Source organism: Micrococcus sp. KRD070, assembly GCF_017168435.1.
In the GTDB taxonomy this organism is placed as follows: Bacteria; Actinomycetota; Actinomycetes; order Actinomycetales; family Micrococcaceae; genus Micrococcus; species Micrococcus luteus.
The window spans coordinates 54,166-74,052 of the sequence record NZ_JABFNH010000021.1 but is presented as its reverse complement, the minus strand read 5'-3'; the positions used below and the strand labels follow the sequence as shown (position 1 = coordinate 74,052).

Sequence of the window (19,887 nt, the reverse complement as noted above, 5' to 3'; positions counted from 1 at the left end):
CTCAGGACCTCCGGGTCAGCACGGCGTGGCAGGCGTCGGCGAACTCCGCCCGGACCGTCTCGTCCAGGGGCAGGGCCGCGATGCGCTCGCGGGCGCGGACGGTGAGCTCGGCGGCGACGTCGAGGGCGTGCTCCCGGGCACCGGCCGCCTCGAGGGCGCGGCGGGCGGCCTCGATGTCCGCGGGGGTGGCCGGGCCCGCGTCGAGCAGGGCGCGGACGGCGGGGATGCGGCGGCCGTGGGCGGTGAGCACGGTGGCCTTGCCCTCGCGCAGGTCGCCGTCGGCGGACTTGCCGGTCTCCCCGGGATCGCCGAACACGCCGAGGACGTCGTCGATCACCTGGTAGGCGGCGCCGAGGTCGGCGCCGGCCTCGCCCATCGCCCGGGCGAGGTCGGGATCCGCCCCGGCCAGGAGGGCGCCGGCGCGCAGGGGCGCGCCGACCGTGTAGTGCGCCGTCTTGAGCCGTTGCATGGCGAGGATGCGGTCGGGATCGGGCTCCTCACCGGTGTGGCGGGACAGCCCCAGGAGCACGTCCTCGAGCTCGCCGGCGGCAGTCACGGCGGCGGCGTCGAAGACGACGGCGGCGGCCTCGGCGGCACGGGCGGTGTCGGCGGCACAGGTGGCGGCGAGCCGGAACGCCTGGGTGAGCAGGACGTCCCCCGCGATGAGGGCGACGGCGACCCCGGCGTGGGCGGCGTCCGCAGCGGGCACCCCGCGGGCCTCGAGGCGGTGCCGGGCGGAGGCGTGCACGGCGGGTTGGCCGCGCCGCAGCACGTCCCGATCGATGACGTCGTCGTGGACGAGCAGCGCGGTGTGCAGCAGTTCGAAGGCGGCCCCGAGTCGGTCGACGGCAGCGCGGCCGGACGGAGGGACCGGGTCGGCGGTCGCCAGGCGCCAGCCGAGCTCGACGAGACGGGGGCGGATGAGCTTGCCGGCGCCCACATGGACGTGGAGCGAGTCGAGCAGCTCGGCGAAGGCGGCGGATCCGGGTGCCTGGGCCGCGGCATGTCGGAGCGCGGCGTCCAGCTCGGCGGTCACCCCGGAGAGCGCGGCCTCGCCGCCAGTCCTCGCTTCACCCATGGCGCCTCCTCGGTGGCGGACACGACGCGGCACCGACCGCCGCATCTGTTCGACCGTCTAACTTCTGGACGCAGAAGACACTACGGGCCGCGCCGGTCCCGCGTCCATCCGCGGCGGTCCCGAGCGGCGCGATCTCACGACGCACGGGGCCGCCGGCGGGATCAGGCGTCGGCGGACGCCGTCTCCAGGGTGATCTCCGGGTCCACGATCTGACCCTCCCACTCACCGGAGACCCCGTACACGACGCAGTGCTTCTCGTCGGTGCCGTAGTTGCCCAGCTCGGAGGAGGTCAGGACGGCCCCGTTCAGCTGGTCCTCCTTCTCCTCGCTCAGGCGCTGGGCCTGGGCGGTGCAGGTCTGGGCGGCGGCCGGGTCGGCCTCCTCACCCTCGGCCACGGCCGGCACGGCCCAGAGGTACTCCGCGGTGTGGGCGCCCTCGCAGTCGGTGGTCTCGAAGGAGGACAGGTCACGGGCGCCGAGCGGGGCGGTGAAGCACGTGCCGGCCTCGTAGTCGGCCGGGGCCGCGGACAGCGACGACGCCGAGGCGGACGACGACTCCGCACCCTGCGCGGACGCGGAGGCGGGCGCCGTCGTCGAGGCGGACGCGTCGGCGTCGGACGAGTCCTGACCGCCGCACGCGGTGAGGGCCAGCAGCGCGGCAGCGGACAGGCCGGCAAGACGGGCGGAACGGGACAGGGCGGCGAAGGCCATGGGGTGCTCTCCTCGAGTGACGTGGGACGCGCCGGGGTGTGGCGCCGACCTCAGCACTCTAGCCACGCCCGGCCGCCGGGATCGGGTCGAGGTGACGTGGCCCACATCCGGTGGGCGGCCCGGCTCGCCTGCCACACTGAGAGGCATGCAGACCCCGGCCACGCCCTCCCCGCAGGCGGGGTGAGCTCGCGGGGTGAGCGCCGGCGGACCTGGAACGCGTGCGGTCGCTCTGAGCCTGCAAAGTGCGCCCATACCGAGCGCAGGCGTTCCCGGAACGGGCGGGCCGGCGTCGTCGGCCTGCCGGACGAGATGCACGACGTTCTCGCGGTCGGAGGCGATCCGGTGCCAGATGTTGCCCAACGTCCCGGCCTTCGTGGCGGTCTACGAGGCGCTCATGCGTCTGGGCGCGGTGATGGTGCCGCTCAACCCGCTGTTCACCGCCCGTGAGCTGGAGTACTTCCTCGAGGACTCCGGGGCGCGCATGCTCTGGGCCATGCCCGGGCTGCCGGCCGTGGACGAGGCGGCCGGGAACGTCGACGTCGAGGTGGTCACCCTGGACCTCGAAGCGGTCGGGCGGGAGTGCGCCGCCGAGGGCATCGCCCCGGTCACGGAGATCACCCTGCGGGACCCCGACGACGACGCCGTCCTGCTCTACACCTCGGGCACTACGGGGCGGCCCAAGGGTGCCCGGCTGACGCACACGAACCTGCGTTCCAACGCCATGGCGACGGCGACCGGCCTGGGCCGGCTCGGCCCGGACGACGTCGTGTTCGCGGCGCTGCCGATGTTCCACGTGTTCGGGCTCTCGGTGGTGCTCAACGGCGCGGTGTTCGCCGGGTCCACCCTGTCCCTGATGCCGCGGTTCGTGCCGGAGGCCGCCTACGACCAGCTGCAGGACCACGGCATCACGTTCCTGCCCGGCGTGCCCACCATGCACGGGGCGTTCCTCTCCGTGGCCCGGGCCCGCCGTGAGGCCGGGGCTGAGCCGGCGGACTTCTCGAGGCTGCGCATGCCCCTCTCCGGCGGTGCGAGCCTGCCGGTGGAGACGCTGCGCGCGGCGGAGAAGCTGTTCGGCGTGCCCGTGTTGGAGGGCTACGGGCTGTCCGAGAACGCGGGTGCGTGCTTCTTCAACCCCGTGGACGCGCCGACCCGCCCGGGCACCGTGGGCCGGCCGGTGGACGGCTTCGAGTTCCGGATCGTCGCGATGGACGGCGCCGAGGTGCCCGAGGAGGACCTCGAGACCTCCGGTGAGCTGCGCATCCGGGGCGAGGGCATCATGGCCGGCTACTGGGGCCGCCCGGAGGACACGGAGGCGGCGTTCGACGAGGACGGCTGGTTCCGCACCGGGGACATCGCCCGCCGGGACGAGGCCGGGTACGTGATGATCGTGGACCGGCTCAAGGACGTGATCATCCGCGGCGGCATGAACGTGTACCCCCGCGAGGTGGAGGAGGTCCTCTACGAGCACCCGGACGTGGTCGAGGCCGCCGTGGTGGGCGTGCCGGACGAGCGGCTGGGCGAGGAGATCGCCGCCTTCGTCTCGCTGGCCCCGGGCAGCGCCGTCACGGGGGAGGCACTCCAGGCGTTCGCGGCCGAGCGGCTGGCCCGCTACAAGCAGCCGCGGGAGGTGACCGTCCTGGACGGGCTGCCGAAGAACGCCACGGGCAAGATCCTGCGCCGCGAGCTGCGTCAGGGGTGAGGGGCGTGCCGGGCGGTCTGGGCGCGGGCCGTCTGGTCTGCGTGAGACGAACGACGGACAGGTGGCCTCTCGTTACGCTCCCGGTATGACTCAGCCGCTCGTCCACCCGCCCAAGGCCCAGCCGGGCGACGGGATCGCCGTCGTCTCGCCGTCGTTCGCGGCTCCCGGTTTCGCGCCCGCGGTGCACGAGCAGGCGATGCGCCGCCTGGCCGAGGTGACCGGACTGGTGCCGGTCGAGTACCCCACCACCCGGCAGCTCGGGGCGAGTCCCGAGGACCGGGCGCGGGACCTGAACGCGGCGTTCGCGGACCCGCAGATCCGGGCGGTGATCGCCACGGTGGGCGGGGAGGACCAGATCACTGTGATCGGCCACCTGGACGCGGACGCAGTGCGCGCGGACCCCAAGCCGTTCCTCGGCTACAGCGACAACACCAACCTGCACCAGTGGCTGTGGGCGAACGGCGTGGCGAGCTTCTACGGCGGCTCCACCCAGGTGCACCTGGGGCCGGGACCGGCTGTGGATGAGGTGCACGCCGCGTCCCTGCGGGCCGCCCTACTGACGGGAGGGCGGCTGGAGATCACGGAGCCGGGGGAGTCGGAGGACCACGGCGTCGACTGGCTGGACCCGCGGGCGCTCACCGAGTTCGGGACGCGCGAGCCGGTGCCGGGCGCCCATGACGACGACGGCGGCGCGCCCGGCGCGGGCGCCTCACCGTGGCGCTGGGCCGGGCCGCAGCGCGCGGTGACCGGCCGGACGTGGGGCGGGTGCCTGGAGGTGCTGCCGTGGGTGATGGCGGCCGGCCGCGGACCCTGTGATCTGGGCGCGCTGGAGGGTGGCGTGCTGCTGATCGAGACGAGCGAGGAGCTGCCGTCGGTGGGGGAAGTGCGGCGGTTGCTGCGGATCCTGGGCGAGCGCGGGGTGCTCGGCGCCGTGGACGCCGTGCTGGCAGCCCGGCCGCCGGCGAGCTCCTTCGAGGTGCCGCGCAGCCCGGAGGAGCGGGCGCGGTTGCGCGCCGAGCAGGCCGACGTGGTGGTGGAGACCGTCGCGCAGTACAACCCGGACGCGGTGGTGTGCGTGGGCGTGCCGTTCGGCCACACGCGGCCGCAGTGGATCCTGCCGCACGGGGGCGTGATGACCGTGGACGGCGTGGAGAAGCGGGTGTGGGCGGGGTTCGGGTGAACTGTTGGTAACCTGCGGCTCAGACGGTGGCCGTCAACGAGGCCCCATTCACGAGGGGGTTTCCATGGCTGAACCGGAAGGCCTACGACATGCGGCGATAGCGTGGCTCGAGCAGCGCACCTTTGACCGTCAGATTTCCCTCACCCGTGACGAGATCGCGGACTTTGAGTGGAACGGCCAGCCGTTCCGTCTGATCCCCTCCCAGCAGGGCATCTGGAAGCCGCGCGGATTCGAGGCGACCCTTTCCATCGTGACTACGTACCGCTCGCCGGGCCAGAAACGTCCGTACGAGGACGAGGTCGGCGCCGACGGGCTCATCCGATACAAGTGGCGTGGGGACGACCCTCAGCACCCTGAGAACGTCGGGCTGCGCCAGGCTATGCAGTTGCGGCAGCCGATCATCTGGTTTATCGGCATCGGGGGCAAGCCCCCGGAGTACCAGGTGGTGGCTCCAGTCTATCTTGTCCGGGAGGAGCCGGACCTGCAGCAGTTCGTCATGGCGCCGCTGGCGGAAGAGGACTTCGCCGTCGAGGAGCTCGACGAGGGGTTCGCGGTGCCCGCGCTGAAGCGTTATCTCATGCGGGAGACGAAGGTGCGTCTGCACCAACCCGTCTTCCGCTCAACGGTGCTGATGGCGTACGAGAATCACTGCGCGGTATGCAATCTTGCGCATCCGGAGCTACTGGATGCGGCCCACATTGTGGATGACAGCCATGAACTGGGCACGCCGACCGTCGGGAACGGGATGGCGCTGTGCAAAATCCACCACGCTGCTTTCGATCGGCGATTCCTTGGCATTCGGCCGACGCCGGACGTGCCCGTTGTCGAAATTCGTCAGGACCTCCTCGAAGAGGTGGACGGGCCCATGCTGCGCCACGGCTTGCAGGACCTGCATGGCAAACCGCTAATGATGCTGCCCAGGGTCAAAGCCAATCGCCCGGACCGCGACAAGCTGATGTGGGCCTACGACCGGTTCCAAAGCGCGACCATAGTTAACGTGGCTTAACCCCCTGCTGATTTTGATGAATGTTAAACCAATTCGACCGAGTCGGAGCCTTGCGTTCTGAGCAGAAATAGCAAGATCAATGCGAATTGACAATCCCTGCAAGGATCTAAGTACCACTGTGACCAGTAGGAGAGGCGGCCCAATAATGCTGAATTCAAGACTCAAATCCGCTGTGCCAAAAATTCCTCGAGTTGTCGATCGATCAGTCTTGTCGACTGATTTCCCAGCCGCTGATAAACGGGATTATCTGCCGTGCGCGCAACACCCGGGAAGCTCTTGACCTCTACCACTAGAACATTACGTTTTCGAAGCTTCCTTACCGCAATTCTCACGTATCCAGAAACTGCGGGTTGACCCAAGTCGCGCACAAGTAAATCTTTAGCGAGCCAACGCTCTAGCCTATCGATGTCGTTCTCGAACAGTTGCAGATCTCGTGACAGTCCAGAAGGTCGTCCGTCGTCATTTACACCGATCAGCAGTACCCCACCATCGGCGTGAAGGAACGCCGAAACCGTTTTCACTACCTCGTGTTCAATGGCCTTACTTTTTTTCCCCTGTCGGATATCCCAGCGGCAAGTCTCTTTAAATTCGACGGTGTGAGACTCGCCAGATTCAAGCATTGACTCTAGGTCGCTAACACTGTGGACTAGCTCTGCTGAGGTTTCGGGGACCGGCCGTGAAGTAGGTCGATTCAGCAACTCGAGGGATTTAAGTGATTCCGTGAATGCAAACTTCCCATCGCTTTTCTGCTGGAACAGCCCTAGTTTGCAAAGAGTCAGCGCAGCTGCCTCAATTTCCGGGTCTTCCTCGGCCCATTCATTTACCCAGACTTCCGTTGGGTTATCCTGAAGGAGCAAATACACGTTTGGATGATGCGATTGCAGCATGCCAACAATGCCAGTCCAGATCTTCCTGGCGCGGGGCGCCCACGCGGGGATGGCGGTCCTGACATCCTCTGCATTGATTTTCACCGTTTCAGAAGTAAGCCGCGCACCGCCCTCTTGCTGCTCCATTAGCATAGTTCTCGTAGTTGAAGCCAACTCGCGAGCCAGATAGGGAATACCGCCGCAGGCAGCGTGCACTTCGTCCACTGCCTCATCGCTCCATGTGACCAACATTGCCAAACCCAAGCCACGAAGCATATCGGCAGTCTCTTGGAGGGTGAACGGAGTAATGTAAAGCGGCTCGATCTGACCAAAGATCGGATTATCTACGTCGTCACTGGTACCGATGAGACTATCATCGAATACTTGGTTCACTACGCCGGCCAGGATCAGAGTGACATTGGCCCGTGCCTGGGCGGCCGAGCGAACTGACCCTAAAATTTCTCCAACGATTGCAGGAGAAGAAGAACTGAACTTCAGTAACGTCTCTATTTCGTCCAAAACGAGCACGAATGTGACGTCAGGATTTCTTGAGGCCAGGCGTTTAATCTTCTGAGGAAGTTTTGCTAATGGCAAGTCATCAGCGCTTTGATCGGCTGAAGTGCCAAGACGTACCTCAGGTCGACTTTTTTGGAGGGTGCGAAGCTTATCGATCAAATCTGAGTATAGATTTTCGGCAAAGTACTCCAGAGATGATTCGCGCATGGCCTGGAAGTCAACTGAGGCGACTACAGTTCCTTTTTGCTGGTATAGTGTCCCGAGCTGGCGAACGATTGAGGTCTTCCCTAAGCGCCGAAGCCCTAGGATCGCCACATACTGCCGTCTAGCAATGTAGGCTTCCAGTTGCGCTAGAGCGGATTGGCGTCCATAAAAGTCGAGGCCGTGCACGGGGTCACTGGTCTTGTACAGGTCGCGATCTTGCAAGAATCTCGCTAAAGCTGACGCGATTGCTTCGAATGCCCCCCGGTCCCCGAATTCTCCGGTCCAGAGCGGAATCACGAGCGTGCCGGTTGTTTCTTCCCTATTCCATTGCGAGCATTTGCCTACAACATCTTTATGATCCGAGACAATGAAGACAACTTTTCGGGAAGGTGTGAATCGAGTATTGGTGAAGACTTCACGCTGGGCTGAGTCGCTAATCTCCGTATGTCGCTGGGCAACGGCATTATAAGTACTTCTGTGAAGGTCGGACCAGGGTGTGAAAAAGAAGGAAACTTCACCCTGGATATCGAACCGCGCCTCTAATATAGGTCCAAGGCGGCCCAGTGCCATATCCGCCCCCTCGATGTCCGTGGACTTATCCACTATCCGGTGGAAAAAGAATAGCGGGGTAGGGTTTTCTGCGCTACGAAGCCCGACGTCTAATAGCTCCGCATTTCCGTGGCGCCGAAAGAAGGTCTGACGCTGCTGGGAGAGGTTCATGGTGACGCTCCGTGTCATGGATGAGTGCGACGCATCGCGTGCATACGGAAAGTAGGGATTGCGACCTAGGTCTCAGTCTAGGTTCTTATCACCTCACCGCTTCCGGTACAGCCCCTTCTTCTGGAACTTCGGCTCGCTCGTCACGAGCATCCCCAGGGACCGGAAGATGCCCTCGTCCACGGAGCCGAGGATCGTCGTCGTGTGCACGTCGCAGCCCTCGAGGCTGGCCAGCTGCTCGACGGCCGCCTTCGCGTTCTCGTCGGTCGCCGCGGACACGGACAGCGCGATCAGCACCTCGTCCGTGTGCAGCCGCGGGTTCTTGGAGCCCAGGTGCACGGTCTTGAGCGTCTGGATCGGCTCGATCGAGGCGGGGGAGAGCAGGTGCACGTCGTCCTCGATGCCGGCCAGCACCTTGAGGGCGTTGAGCAGCACCGCGGCGGAGCAGCCCAGCAGCTCCGAGGTCTTGCCGGTCACCAGGGTGCCGTCCGCCAGCTGCACGGCCGCGCCGGGCTCACCGGTGCGCTCGGCCACCAACTGCGCGGCACCCACCACCGGGCGGTCCTCCGAGCTCAGGCCCAGCTTGGACATCACCAGGGCCACGCGCTCGGACTCGGTGTCGTCCGCGCCCTCCAGCGCCTCGTTGACTTGAGCCTTGTAGTAGCGCCGGATGATCTCCTGCTTTGCGGCCTCCTGGCACACCTCGTCGTCCACGATCGCCGCGCCGGCCATGTTCACGCCCATGTCCGTGGGGGACTTGTACGGGGTGGTGCCCGTGACCTTCTCCAGCAGCGCGGACAGCAGCGGGAACACCTCGACGTCGCGGTTGTAGCTCGTCACCCGCTCGCCGTACTCGGCCAGGTGGAACGGGTCGATCAGGTTGATGTCGTCCAGGTCCACGGTGGCGGCCTCGTAGGCGGCGTTCACCGGGTGCTCGAGCGGCAGGTTCCAGATGGGGAACGTCTCGAACTTCGCGTAGCCGGCCGGGATGCCCCGCTGCCGATCGTTGTACACCTGGCTCAGGCACGTCGCCAGCTTGCCGGAGCCCGGGCCGGGGGCCGTCACGACGACGAGGTCCCGCGTGGTCTCGGACCACTCGTTGGCACCGAAGCCCTGCTCCGAGACGATCGTGGACATGGCGTGCGGGTAGCCGGGGATCACGCGGTGGCGGGCCACCTTCAGGCCGAGGCGCTCGAGCTTCTCGAGGAACGCCAGTGCACGGTGGTTGGCGTCCTCCAGCTGCGTGACCACCACGTGCTCCACCAGGAACCCGCGCTCCCGGAACACGTCCACGAGGCGCAGGACGTCGTCCTCGTACGTGATGCCCAGGTCCGCGCGGACCTTGTTCCGCCCGAGGTCCTTGGCGTTGAAGCACACCAGGATCTCGGTCTCGTCCTTGATGCGGTCCAGCATCGCGATCTTGTTGTCCGGGGTGAAGCCGGGCAGGACGCGGGAGGCGTGCAGGTCGTCGAAGAGCTTGCCGCCCATCTCCAGGTACAGCTTCCCGCCGATCTGGCGGCGGCGTTCCTGGATGTGCTGGGACTGGAGTTCGATGTACTTCGCGCGGTCGAATCCGACGCGGTGGAGGGGGCCGGAGGCCGCGGCCTCCGTGGTCGTGCTGGCGGGGCGGGCGGTCTCATGCGTGCCGGTCATGGACTCTCAGCATAGACCCGTCCGCGGGGTGCGCGTGCGCGGCCCGGCGTCGGGCTCACCGCATCCCTCAGTCCCTCGGGTCCGCCGGGTCGTCCGCGATCCAGTCGTGCTCGGGGTCGTCGAAGCTGCGCGTGCGCCCGGTGCGCAGGTCGGTGACGTCCATGACGCCGGTGCCGCGGTCCAGGCGCACCTGCTGGTGTGAGGCGGGGTCGACGACGGTGATCGTCTGGGTCTGCGGGTCGTAGTCGTCCACCCGCACCTGGTCCTCGTACTCCTGCCGCGGGCCGTAGGACCCGTGCGTGTCGTCGTCGGGGAAGGCGGGGGCGCCGGGGGAGCGCAGCCGGCGCTCGAGGGTGCGCTCCACCCGGCGGGCGGCCGCCTCCTGCGCCTGCGTGGCCAGGCGCCGCAGACGTTCGAGGGACTCCTTGTCCTGGGAGATCTCCGCGCCGAAGAACCGCCACTGGTAGCGGTAGGCGATCATCCGCACCGCGAAGATCAGGAACGCGATGAGGAAGCCGGTGTACCCGTTGAGCGCGCCGTTCATGGCCACCACGGTCGCCAGCACCGCGCCCAGGAACGTGGGGAGGACGTAGACGCCGCGGGGGTCGAAGATGGACGGGACCTCGTTGGCGACGATGTCCCGCAGCACGCCGCCGCCCAGCGCCGTGACCATCGCGATCACCACCGTGGACACCGGGTGCACGCCCATCGAGTGCGCCAGCAGCACGCCGGACACCGTGAACAGGGCGAGACCGGCGGCGTCGAACAGGGTGATGGTCAGGTTCAGGCGATTCGGGTGGATCACCTTGACGTACACGAGCAGGGACACCAGCAGGGGCGGGGCCAGATAGACCGGGTTCTCCAGGGACGCGGGCAGACCCCGGTCCAGCAGGATGTCCCGTGTGAAGCCGCCGCCCAGGCCCGCCAGCAGGGACAGCGCCATCGAGCCCACCAGGTCGAACTGCTTGCGGGCCGCCAGCAGCGCCCCCGAGGTGGCGAAGAAGAAGATCCCGATCAGGTCCAGGGTCGTGAGCAGCCACGGGACGTCGGTGAGGGTGGCGAAGAACTGCTGCACGTCCACGGCGGCTCCTTCCGTTGGGTCCGGGGATTCACCGGCCATTGTCCCGTGCGGCCCGCGCAGTGGCTCGTTTGTTCACCCGGGTGTCCCCCGAGGTGTGACGTCTTCGTCGGCGCCGGGTGTCTCCTCGTTCGCCGGGGGGCCGTCCTCGCCGGGGGCGGCGGGCGGCCCGTCCCTGCCCTTGCGGTCGCGGATGTCCGGCACGGGCGGCTCGTCATGCGGATCCATGCGCTGGCGCTGGGTCTCCCCCGAGATCTCGGCCCCCGGGGCGAGCCACTCCCTGCGCAGCGACACCACGCGCAGCACGAGCACGAGCACCATCACCGCCGCCGAGGTCAGCGGGTTCAGGACCTCCGCCTGGCCGAGGGCCGCCGTCGTGCCCGCGCCGAGGATGGCCGGCAGCGCGTACCAGCCGCGCCCGCCGAACACGGCGGGCGGTTCCCCGGCGACGACGTCGCGCAGGATGCCGCCGCCGACGGCGGTCACCAGGCCCAGCACTGCGGCGGCGACCGGGCTCAGGCCGGCGAGCAGGGCGATGCGCGTGCCCACCACGCAGTACACGGCCAGGCCGATGGCGTCGAAGGCCATGACGGCGTGGTGGCCGCGCTCGCCGTCGAAGATCCGGAGGAACACCGCTAGCGACGCGACCGCCGGCAGGATCAGGTACCAGGGGTTGTCGAAGGCCGCGGGCACGTCCCGGCCGACCACGAGGTCCCGGACGACGCCGCCGCCCGTGCCCACCATGAGGGCCAGCAGCAGGGAGCCGACGATGTCGTAGCCCTTGCGCACGGCGAGGACGGCACCCGAGATCGCGAAGAAGAACACGCCCACGAGGTCCACGGCGGTGATCGCCGCGGTGACCGCGTCGGCGAGCTCGCCGTGGGCGTCGATCGGCTCGGGCACGTCCCGTTCGAGTTCGGCGGGGTCCTTGGGGGCGGCGGACAGCAGCCACACGGGGAGAAGTGGAAGCAGCACCCGCCCATCGTCCCCCGTCAGGCGGCCCGGGTCAGTCCTGCGCCGGCCCGAACTCCTTGGCCAGCTCCGACGCCACGCCGGTGTACCCGGCCGGGGTCAGCTCCAGCAGGCGCGCCTGAGCGCCCTCGGACAGGCCGAGGCCCTGCACGAACTCGCGCATGCGCGCACCGTCCACGCGGTGGCCGCGGGTCAGCTCCTTGAGGCGCTCGTAGGGGTTGTCCATGCCCTCGACGCCGGCGATCGCCTCGGCGCGCATCACGGTCTGGACGGCCTCGCCGAGCACCTCCCAGTTCGTGTCGAGGTCCTCGGCCAGCACGGGATCGGCCACCTGGAGCTGGCCCATGCCCTTGGTGACGTTGGTCAGGGCGAGCACTGAGTGGCCGAGGGCCACGCCGATGTTGCGCTGCGACGTCGAGTCCGTGAGGTCGCGCTGCCAACGGGACTCCACGAGGGTGGCGCCCAGCGAGTCGAGCAGGGCGCAGGAGAGCTCGAGGTTGGCCTCCGCGTTCTCGAAGCGGATCGGGTTCACCTTGTGCGGCATCGTGGAGGAGCCGGTCGCGCCGGCCACGGGGATCTGCGCGAAGTAGCCGATGGAGATGTAGCTCCATACGTCCACGCAGAAGCCGTGGAGGATCCGGTTGAAGCGCGCGACGTCGGCGTACAGCTCCGCCTGCCAGTCGTGGGACTCGATCTGGGTGGTCAGCGGGTTCCAGGTGAGGCCGAGGTGTTCCACGAAGGACCGGGACAGGGCCGGCCAGTCCGCGTCCGGGGCGGCGGCGAGGTGGGCGGCGTAGGTGCCGGTGGCGCCGTTGATCTTGCCCAGGTACTCCTGGCCGGCGATGCGCCGGGTCTGACGGGTCAGACGGTGCACGAACACGGCCATCTCCTTGCCCAGCGTGGTGGGCGTGGCCGGCTGGCCGTGCGTGCGGGAGAGCATGGGGGTCTCGGCGGCCTCGGCGGCCATCGCGGAGACGGTGGCCACGGCGGCGCGGGCGGCCGGCAGCCAGACCTGCTCGACGGCGTCGCGCACGCCCACCGCGTAGGCCAGGTTGTTGATGTCCTCGGAGGTGCACGCGAAGTGCACGAGCGGCTTCAGCCGACCCAGGCCCAGCCCCTCGAGGCGGTCGGCGATGAAGTACTCGACGGCCTTCACGTCGTGCACCGTGACCTTCTCGGTAGCCGCCAGCTCGGCCACGGACTCCGCGTCGAAGTCCGTGACGATCGCCCGCAGGCCCGCCTGCTGCTCGGCCGTGAGCGGCTCGAGACCCGGCAGCACGCGGTGCTCGGCCAGGTGGATGAACCACTCGACCTCCACGTGGATGCGGTTGCGGTTCAGCGCCGCCTCGGACAGGTGCTCCACGAGCGGCTCCACCGCCGCACGGTAGCGGCCGTCCAGGGGGCCGAGGGCGATGCCGGCCTCGGCGAGGGGACGGCGGTGGGCGGTGGACGCGGGCGCGGGCTGCGAGGTCATGGCCCCCATTCTGGCAGGCGCCGCGGACGCCCGACGAAGGCGAGGGCCGGGTCCGTCCTCAGCCGTCCGTCGACGCCGGCCACCAGTCTCGCCGCAGCACCGCGAGTTGCACCGAGTCCCATCGCCGGCCCTCCCAGGAGCGCGCCTCGGGGATGCGGGCGACCTCGGTGTACCCGACGCGGACCGCCGACGCGATCATCCGCGCGTTGCCGGACCACGTGACCAGGCTCAGCAGGTGCGCGTCCGTCTCCGCGAACGACGCGTCCGACCACAGCGTGAGCGCCGCCCGCCCGACGCCGCGGCCCCACGTGGTCGGGTCGAACAACAGGATGCCGAGCTCCCACCAGCCCGCGCCCGCCGGATGCTGCTCCGTGCGGGTCACGAGACCGACGGGGGTGCCGTCCACCGTGACGACCCGGACGTCAGGGTCGCCGACGCGCCGGCGCGCGTGGTCGGCGTCGAAGTCCGCGCGGCTCGGCGGGGCGGCCGTGTCCGCGGCGTGGAAGTAGGGGGCGTCCCACGACTTCCACTCGGGGTCCTCGGCGCCGTGGATCCAGGTCCACAGGAAGTCGGCGTCGTCGGCGGCCACCGGGCGCAGCGCGACGTCGGTCCGGGGCGGGGCGTCCGCGCGCGTCCCTGAGGGGCGAGGGGTGGCGGGATCGAGATCAGTCATGGCGCCATCCTGCCCTCAGCCGCGACGGGGTGGCGAGTGCAACATGCGGACGCGCCCGGTGGCCCGGGGCGCGGTGGACCTACCGTGGCTGACGTCGCCGTCGCCCGGCGTCGGCATGCCGAGAGGGATGAGGAGACCGAGATGACGGAACGGACCGGGCAGGCCCACGAGGCCGGGACGATCGACCGGCTGATGGCCGGGTGGGTCGCCGACGTCGAGACCCCGGACGCCTGCGCCGCCCACCTGCTCTGCGACCGCTGGCCGGCCGACGCGGTGGCGTTCCGGTTCGTGGCGGAGGACATGTCCGCCGTCGACCTCACCTTCGGCGAGCTGGCCGACCGCTCGCGCCGCCTCGCCACCGGCCTCGCCGCCCGCGGCGTCACGCGCGGCGACCGGGTCCCCGTGATGATGTCCAAACGGGAGGAGCTCGTCATCACGCTGCTGGCCCTGTGGCGGCTCGGCGCTGTGCACGTGCCGCTGTTCACCGCGTTCGCCGCGGGCGCCGCCCGGATGCGCATCGAGGGCGCGGCGGCGCGGCTTGTCGTCGCCGAACCCCGTCAGGCCGAGAAGCTCACGGACATCCCCGGCATCGAGATCATCCGCACCGGCCCGGAGTGGGACGCGCTCGCGGACTCCGCGCCGCTGGGCGAGGACGTCGCCGTCGGCGGGGACGGGCCGATCGCCCTGCTGTTCACCTCCGGCACCACCGGCCGCCCCAAGGGGGTGCCCGTGCCGCTGCGCGCGGCCGCCGCGTTCGCCGTCTACCTCACGTGCGCGGTGGACCTGCGCCCCGAGGACCTGTTCTGGAACGCGGCCGACCACGGCTGGGCGTACGGGCTGTACTACGGGATCGTCGGCACGCTGGTGCTCGGGGCGACCTCGGTGCAGTACCGCGGCGCCTTCTCCCCGGCGACCATGGTCGAGGTGATCCGCTCGCAGGGCATCACGAACCTCGCCGGCGCCCCCACGATGTTCCGCGCGCTGGCCAAGGCCGGGGAGGTCACCGAGGACGCCCCGCTGCGGCTGCGGCGCGTGTCCACGGCGGGGGAGCCGCTGCCGCCGTCCGTGCTCGAGTGGGGCCGGACGGCCCTCGGCACGGAGATCCGCGACCACTACGGCCAGACCGAGCTGGGCATGGTCATCTGCACCCTCGCGCACCCCGAGCTGGCCGCGCCGCCCCGCCCGGGTTCGATGGGTGTGCCCCTGCCGGGGATCGCCGCCGAGATCCGGGACGGGCAGATCGCGATCGACGCGGCCTCGCCCCTGTTCTGGTTCCCCGGCTACCTCGGGGAGCCGGAGAAGACCGCGGAGCGTTTCACCCCGGACGGGCGCTGGTACCTGACCGGGGACACCGCCCGGCAGGACGACGACGGCTGGTTCTTCTTCTCCTCCCGGGACGACGACGTGATCCTCGCCGCCGGGTACCGGATCGGCCCGTTCGACGTGGAGTCCGTGCTCATCGACCACCCGCGGGTGCAGGAGGTCGCCGTCGTCGGCCTGCCGGACCCGGAGGGGGTGCGCGGCGAGGAGGTCGTGGCGTTCGTGGTGCCCGCCGGGGCCGTCGCGGACCCGGACGCCCTGGCGGCCGAGCTGCAGGCCAAGGTCCGCGACGAGTACTCCAAGCACGCCTACCCGCGCCGGGTGCACTTCGTGGACCGGCTGCCCAAGACCCCCTCCGGCAAGCTGCAGCGGTTCCTGCTGCGCCAGGGCGCCGCCGGCTGACTCAACGGTGCACGAGCCGCAGGAACGCGCCGATCATCGGCAGGTCCTCGGGGCTGGTGGGCAGCGCGTCCGCGAGGGCGGGGGAGTGGACGAGGTAGGCGGCCCACTGTCCGCGCGAGATCGACACGTTGAGCCGGTTCCGGTTCAGGAGGAAGTCCAGCCCGCGCGGCACCTCCTGCGGTGAGGACGCCGCCATCGTCAGGATCGCGACGGCGGCCTCCCGGCCCTGGAACTTGTCCACGGTGCCGACGGTGGTGCCCTCGAGACCGGCGGCGTCGAGCGTCTCCCGGACCGTGGCGACCTGCGCGTTGTACGGGGCCACCACGATCACGTCGGACGGCTCGAGCGGTCGGCCGGGATCGTCCGGGCCGGTGGACCAGGTGCGGCCGAGCAGTGACCGGATGATCTCGACGACGGCCGCGGCCTCCTCCGGCGAGGAGACCGCGTTGCCCGTGTGGGAGACCGGCCACGGGTGCAGTCCGGGCTCCACGCCGTCGAGCCGGCGGGCGTCCGTGACCTCCTCCCGCGCGCCGAGCCGGCCGGCGTAGGAGAGCTCGGAGACCGCGCGGGTGAGCGCCGAGTGCATGCGCCACGAGGTGTCCAGGAAGAAGCCGCGCTCGGCGCGGAGCACGGGGGCGCCCTCCGCGATCCAGGTCAGGGCCGCGTCGCCGATGGGCTGGGGGTGCTCGCCCCTGCTGACCTGGGGGAGCTGCTGCGGGTCACCCAGCAGCAGCACCGTCTCGGCCAGGGCGCTCGCGCCCAGGAGGTGCGCGAGGGAGAGCTGCCCTGCCTCGTCCACCACCAGGAGGTCGACCGGCTGGGCCGCGGCGTTCGCGAAGGTCCACGCGGTGCCGCCCAGGACCCGGCCCGGTGCCAGGAAGGCATGGACCTCCGATGAGCCCAGGGACGTCCAGCGGTGCGGTCCGTCCGGGTCCTTGGGCTCCTTGCCCACGCGGTCGGGGTCCACACCGACCCCGATCAGCTGGTCGAGGAAGTTCTCCACCACCGCGTGGGACTGGGCGGTGACGCCGACCGTCCAGCCCCGGTCCAGGAGTTCCTTCACCGCGCGGCTGCCCACGTACGTCTTGCCGGTGCCGGGAGGGCCCTGCACGGCCACGTAGGAGCCGCGTGCGGACTCGACCGCCTCGACCAGGCCCCCGACGCCGTCCCGCCGGCCGTCTCGTACGTCCGCCCCGATCGCGGCGAGGGTCCGGCCCGTGGTGCGCGGGGCACGGCGCGCCAGGATGTCGAACACCGCTCCGTCCGGCAGTCGGCCGCGGCGGGCGGCCTCGGCGGCCTGCTCCCGGATGCGTTCGAGGAGGCCACCGGGCCGGACGTAGTTGAGGTGGAAGACCGCCATGGGCACCTCCGCGTGCGGTTCCGGCTCGTACTTGGTGCTGAGGCGCTGCAGCAGGCTGACTCGGAACCGGCCCGGTGCGATCTCCTCCACCTCGGTCACGTCCACGGGCGATCGGCTCTGCCAGCGGACGGCGTTGGGGGCCAGCTCCGCCCAGCGCGGCGGCTGCTCGTACAGGGCGTTGAGCTTGAACCTCTCCTGGCTGTTCCGACGCGGCCGGACCTCGGTGCCCGGCTCGAGGCGCCCGGTCACGGTCAGCGTCCGGGCGGGGTTGCTCCGCGGGGTGGGACGTTCCCACGCACTCACCGACTCGACGGTGTCGAACACCAGGTTCGCGCGCGGCTCCTGCCACTCGTCCGGGGCGGACACGGCCCGATCGAACATGGCCCACCACAGCGGCTTGTTCTCCCTGGCGAAGTAGCCCAGGCCCGCGGCCAGCAGGGCGATACCGCGCCGCCCGCCGTCGAGCTCCGCCTCCGGGGCCCGCGTCCCGCCCGCCTCGTCCCTCTCGGCGCCCGCCAGCGCCTGAAGCGAGGCGGCGAGGGCCGCGTCCTGCTCCTGGAGCGACGGCGCGGCCTCGACCAGCGGTTCGTTCCCGGTCGCGGCGTCGTCGACGGGACGGTCCGCGACGGCGGCCTCCTCGGGCTCGACCTGCGCCCGCAGCCAGTCCCGCAGCCGCGCCGTGGAGACGCAGTCGTACCGGTTGTAGTCCTCGATGTCGGCGCGGATCGCCTTCGCGACCTCGGTGTCCCCGGCCTCCATCGCGGCGACGTACCGGTGGTATTCGGTGACGCTGTCCGCCGCCGTCGTGACGCCGTCCTCCGCCCGGTGCTCCGCCCCCATGTAGAGGGGCTCCAGCTTCTTGATGGAGTAGCTCGGCACACCGGCCCGCAGGGCGGCGCGGACCGTGGAGTAGAGGTCCACGAACAGCCCCGCGCGCAGCCAGTCGTCCAGCTCGCGCTCGCCCACGCCGTGCCGCACGGTCAGGCGTTTCAGCGCGGTGACCTCGTACGCGGCGTAGTGGTAGATCCGCATCCCCGGGTGGGTCGCGCGTCGGGCCTCCACGAACGCCACGAACTGCTCGAGCGCCGCCCGCTCGGCGGCACGGGTGTCCGCCCACAGACCCGTGAACCGGAAGTCGGCCGAGGCGGTGCGCGCGGTGTCCCCGCCCGGCGCCTCGACCCAGCCCCACAGGTACTCGAGACCCTCCATGCTCCCGTCCGCGGAGACCCACAGCGGGTCCCCCTCGAAGTCGAAGAAGACGTCTCCGGCGTCCGGCGCCGGCAGCCCCGTCACGGCGCGCGGGTCCACGATCCGATGCGGCGGCAGCCCGTCCGCCCCGGCCGGCTCCAGCTGGATCGCCGCCTGTTCCCGCAGCGCCTCCCACGTGCGGCGGGCCATGCCCTCCGGCGGTGCGACGGACACCGCGAGCTGCTCGATGGTCGTGATGCCGGCCTCGCGCAGCCGGGTGCGCTGCAACCGCGTGGCCCCCGCCGTGAGCAGCACGTCCCGGTGCTCGGCGACGGCCTCCTCGCACGCCTCGCATGCGCCGCAGACGCTCAGGCGGTCGTCGCCCCAGCGAGTGGGCTCCCCGGCGGCCACGTGATCCTGCAGCAGCGCCTCCAGCCGGGCGCGCTGGTGCCGGTACACCGGGATCACCTCGTCCAGGTCCGCGACGTGCCGGGAACCGTCCCCGAGCCACAGGCTGCCCTGCCGCGCCCGCGGCACGCCCATGCCGTCCAGCAGGTCCGCGTACGCGGCGATCTGCAGCAGCGCCGTCACCCGCGCATGCCGGGCCAGCTTCGTGTCCACCACCTCGTACGCGCCCTCGGGGTGCTCCTCGTCCGTGCGGAGCACGAGGAAGTCGGCCAGGCCGCCGAACGCGCCGTCGTGCAGCATCCCCTGGAACACGACGGCGGGACGCGCGGCCAACGCCGCCGCGGTGCGCTCGCGGGCGGCCCGCACGCCCTCGGGCGTGTAGCGCTCCGGGCGGGCGAGCCGGACCACCTGGTCCGCGCCGTGCTCCGCCTCGAGGCGCGCGAGCACGCGGGACTCGTGCTCGTCCCCGAGGCGGGAGACCCGCTCGAGGAACGCGTCCGCCACGCCGATCCGCGGGGCACGCCCGAGCTTGGGATCCACCGTCCCGCGCAGCCACCCATAGGTACACGTGGCGGCGGCGGTGATGTCCGAGGGGCTGAGCATGAAGGAGGCGCGGTCCGGCGCGAAGGTCACCATGCGGTCACCCTAGACAGGCGCCGCGGACACGATAGGCGGGGGCCGCGCACAGGTCCCCCGGTGTGCCCCGCTCCCACGGCATGACGGCGGGGGCGGCGAGCGTCACACACCGGACCGGACTTGACGTGAGTCACATCCAGGGAGTTACCTAATGATCGTTCAGTAATTCTCTGCGCCGCCGCGCCGGCGCGCCCGTGCCGGCAGGGAGGCCCGCCCATGACCGAGACCGCCCACCACCCCATGCTCGCGGAGGACCGCGTGGCACGGTGGCTCGGCGTCACCCTCGAGGCCGCCGAGAAGGACCACGCGCGCATCCGGATGACGCTCACCGAGGACCAGCACAATGGCTTCGGCCTGGCCCACGGCGGCGCCGTCTTCGCGTTCGCGGACACGTGCTTCGCGCTGACCTGCAACGACCCCGCCTCGGACGGCTCCACCCTCACCGTGGCCTCCGGCGTGGACGTCAACTTCCTCGCGGCCACCCGCGCCGGGCAGACCCTCGTCGCGGAGGGCCGCCTGGTCGCCGCCGCCGGCCGCTCGGCCGTCTACGACATCACCGTCACCACCGACGACGGCACCCCGGTGGCCGCCTTCCGCGGCCGCTCCCGCACCATCCCCGCCCCCGGACGCTGACCGACGGGCGCACCCGCCGATGCGCCGCCGTCGTCGACCGCCGCCCGACCCCGCATCCCCAGGAGAACGCCATGCTTGAGGCCTCGATCCCCAACCCGTACACGCCGGCACCCC

At 70.4% G+C, this 19,887-nt stretch carries 14 protein-coding genes; 5 read left to right on the top strand and 9 right to left on the bottom strand.

The window, feature by feature from the left end; translation table 11 throughout:
- Position 1 precedes the first annotated feature (1 nt).
- Both J1M38_RS07400 and J1M38_RS07395 read right to left on the bottom strand, forming a co-directional pair.
- The gene (locus J1M38_RS07400) at positions 2-1,078 is read right to left on the bottom strand and encodes a polyprenyl synthetase family protein (RefSeq protein WP_010079993.1); all 1,077 of its coding nucleotides are present in this window, start codon (positions 1,076-1,078) and stop codon (positions 2-4) included.
- 161 nt (positions 1,079-1,239) lie between these two features.
- Positions 1,240-1,788, bottom strand: coding sequence for a hypothetical protein (locus J1M38_RS07395; RefSeq protein ID WP_020626537.1), 549 nt, complete (start codon positions 1,786-1,788; stop codon positions 1,240-1,242).
- Between the two features lie 349 nt (positions 1,789-2,137).
- Between J1M38_RS07395 and J1M38_RS07390 the strand changes: the two genes are divergently transcribed.
- From J1M38_RS07390 to J1M38_RS07380, 3 genes are all read left to right on the top strand, one after another.
- Positions 2,138-3,487: an AMP-binding protein gene (locus J1M38_RS07390; protein WP_206481402.1), complete on the top strand. Its 1,350-nt coding sequence runs from the start codon at positions 2,138-2,140 to the stop codon at positions 3,485-3,487.
- 85 nt (positions 3,488-3,572) lie between these two features.
- Entirely contained in the window at positions 3,573-4,667 is a 1,095-nt protein-coding gene (locus tag J1M38_RS07385) for a S66 peptidase family protein (RefSeq protein WP_206481403.1), read from the top strand.
- Positions 4,668-4,731: 64 nt separating this feature from the next.
- Positions 4,732-5,673 carry an HNH endonuclease gene (locus J1M38_RS07380; RefSeq protein WP_206481404.1) on the top strand — a complete coding sequence of 314 codons (942 nt, stop codon included), beginning with the start codon at positions 4,732-4,734 and terminating at the stop codon, positions 5,671-5,673.
- A gap of 161 nt (positions 5,674-5,834) precedes the next feature.
- On the opposite strand, the gene J1M38_RS07375 is transcribed toward J1M38_RS07380, so the two are convergent.
- The 6 genes from J1M38_RS07375 to J1M38_RS07350 form a co-directional block, all read right to left on the bottom strand.
- Positions 5,835-7,979: an RNA-binding domain-containing protein gene (locus J1M38_RS07375; protein ID WP_206481405.1), complete on the bottom strand. Its 2,145-nt coding sequence runs from the start codon at positions 7,977-7,979 to the stop codon at positions 5,835-5,837.
- Between the two features lie 93 nt (positions 7,980-8,072).
- Positions 8,073-9,629, bottom strand: a complete 1,557-nt coding sequence (locus J1M38_RS07370; protein WP_041102565.1) for a DUF1846 domain-containing protein — start codon at positions 9,627-9,629, stop codon at positions 8,073-8,075.
- 67 nt (positions 9,630-9,696) lie between these two features.
- Positions 9,697-10,710, bottom strand: coding sequence for a trimeric intracellular cation channel family protein (locus J1M38_RS07365; RefSeq protein ID WP_041102567.1), 1,014 nt, complete (start codon positions 10,708-10,710; stop codon positions 9,697-9,699).
- Positions 10,711-10,782: 72 nt separating this feature from the next.
- Positions 10,783-11,682 (bottom strand): trimeric intracellular cation channel family protein, encoded by a 900-nt coding sequence (locus tag J1M38_RS07360; protein WP_041102569.1) that lies wholly within the window; start codon positions 11,680-11,682, stop codon positions 10,783-10,785.
- A gap of 31 nt (positions 11,683-11,713) precedes the next feature.
- Entirely contained in the window at positions 11,714-13,153 is a 1,440-nt protein-coding gene (purB, locus tag J1M38_RS07355) for an adenylosuccinate lyase (RefSeq protein WP_041102571.1), read from the bottom strand.
- Between the two features lie 58 nt (positions 13,154-13,211).
- Positions 13,212-13,826, bottom strand: a complete 615-nt coding sequence (locus tag J1M38_RS07350) for a GNAT family N-acetyltransferase (protein ID WP_010080080.1) — start codon at positions 13,824-13,826, stop codon at positions 13,212-13,214.
- 141 nt (positions 13,827-13,967) lie between these two features.
- Here J1M38_RS07350 and J1M38_RS07345 point away from each other — a divergent pair, with 141 nt between their 5' ends.
- On the top strand, positions 13,968-15,548 hold the full coding sequence (locus J1M38_RS07345; RefSeq protein WP_073116975.1) for an AMP-binding protein: 1,581 nt from the start codon (positions 13,968-13,970) through the stop codon (positions 15,546-15,548).
- Position 15,549: 1 nt separating this feature from the next.
- Here J1M38_RS07345 and J1M38_RS07340 read toward each other — a convergent pair whose 3' ends face one another.
- On the bottom strand, positions 15,550-19,140 hold the full coding sequence (locus J1M38_RS07340) for a TM0106 family RecB-like putative nuclease (protein ID WP_113914359.1): 3,591 nt from the start codon (positions 19,138-19,140) through the stop codon (positions 15,550-15,552).
- Positions 19,141-19,356: 216 nt separating this feature from the next.
- Between J1M38_RS07340 and J1M38_RS07335 the strand changes: the two genes are divergently transcribed.
- On the top strand, positions 19,357-19,773 hold the full coding sequence (locus J1M38_RS07335) for a PaaI family thioesterase (protein ID WP_020624995.1): 417 nt from the start codon (positions 19,357-19,359) through the stop codon (positions 19,771-19,773).
- The last annotated feature ends 114 nt before the right edge of the window (positions 19,774-19,887 follow it).

What these genes read in the sequence shown, in the direction of transcription:
- J1M38_RS07400 (WP_010079993.1), bottom strand. Translation starts at nt 1,078, where the DNA reads ATGGGTGAAGCGAGGACTGGCGGCGAGGCCGCGCTCTCCGGGGTGACC.
- J1M38_RS07395 (WP_020626537.1), bottom strand. Translation starts at nt 1,788, where the DNA reads ATGGCCTTCGCCGCCCTGTCCCGTTCCGCCCGTCTTGCCGGCCTGTCC.
- J1M38_RS07390 (WP_206481402.1), top strand. Translation starts at nt 2,138, where the DNA reads ATGTTGCCCAACGTCCCGGCCTTCGTGGCGGTCTACGAGGCGCTCATG.
- J1M38_RS07385 (WP_206481403.1), top strand. Translation starts at nt 3,573, where the DNA reads ATGACTCAGCCGCTCGTCCACCCGCCCAAGGCCCAGCCGGGCGACGGG.
- J1M38_RS07380 (WP_206481404.1), top strand. Translation starts at nt 4,732, where the DNA reads ATGGCTGAACCGGAAGGCCTACGACATGCGGCGATAGCGTGGCTCGAG.
- J1M38_RS07375 (WP_206481405.1), bottom strand. Translation starts at nt 7,979, where the DNA reads ATGAACCTCTCCCAGCAGCGTCAGACCTTCTTTCGGCGCCACGGAAAT.
- J1M38_RS07370 (WP_041102565.1), bottom strand. Translation starts at nt 9,629, where the DNA reads ATGACCGGCACGCATGAGACCGCCCGCCCCGCCAGCACGACCACGGAG.
- purB (WP_041102571.1), bottom strand. Translation starts at nt 13,153, where the DNA reads ATGACCTCGCAGCCCGCGCCCGCGTCCACCGCCCACCGCCGTCCCCTC.
- J1M38_RS07350 (WP_010080080.1), bottom strand. Translation starts at nt 13,826, where the DNA reads ATGACTGATCTCGATCCCGCCACCCCTCGCCCCTCAGGGACGCGCGCG.
- J1M38_RS07345 (WP_073116975.1), top strand. Translation starts at nt 13,968, where the DNA reads ATGACGGAACGGACCGGGCAGGCCCACGAGGCCGGGACGATCGACCGG.
- J1M38_RS07340 (WP_113914359.1), bottom strand. Translation starts at nt 19,140, where the DNA reads ATGGTGACCTTCGCGCCGGACCGCGCCTCCTTCATGCTCAGCCCCTCG.
- J1M38_RS07335 (WP_020624995.1), top strand. Translation starts at nt 19,357, where the DNA reads ATGACCGAGACCGCCCACCACCCCATGCTCGCGGAGGACCGCGTGGCA.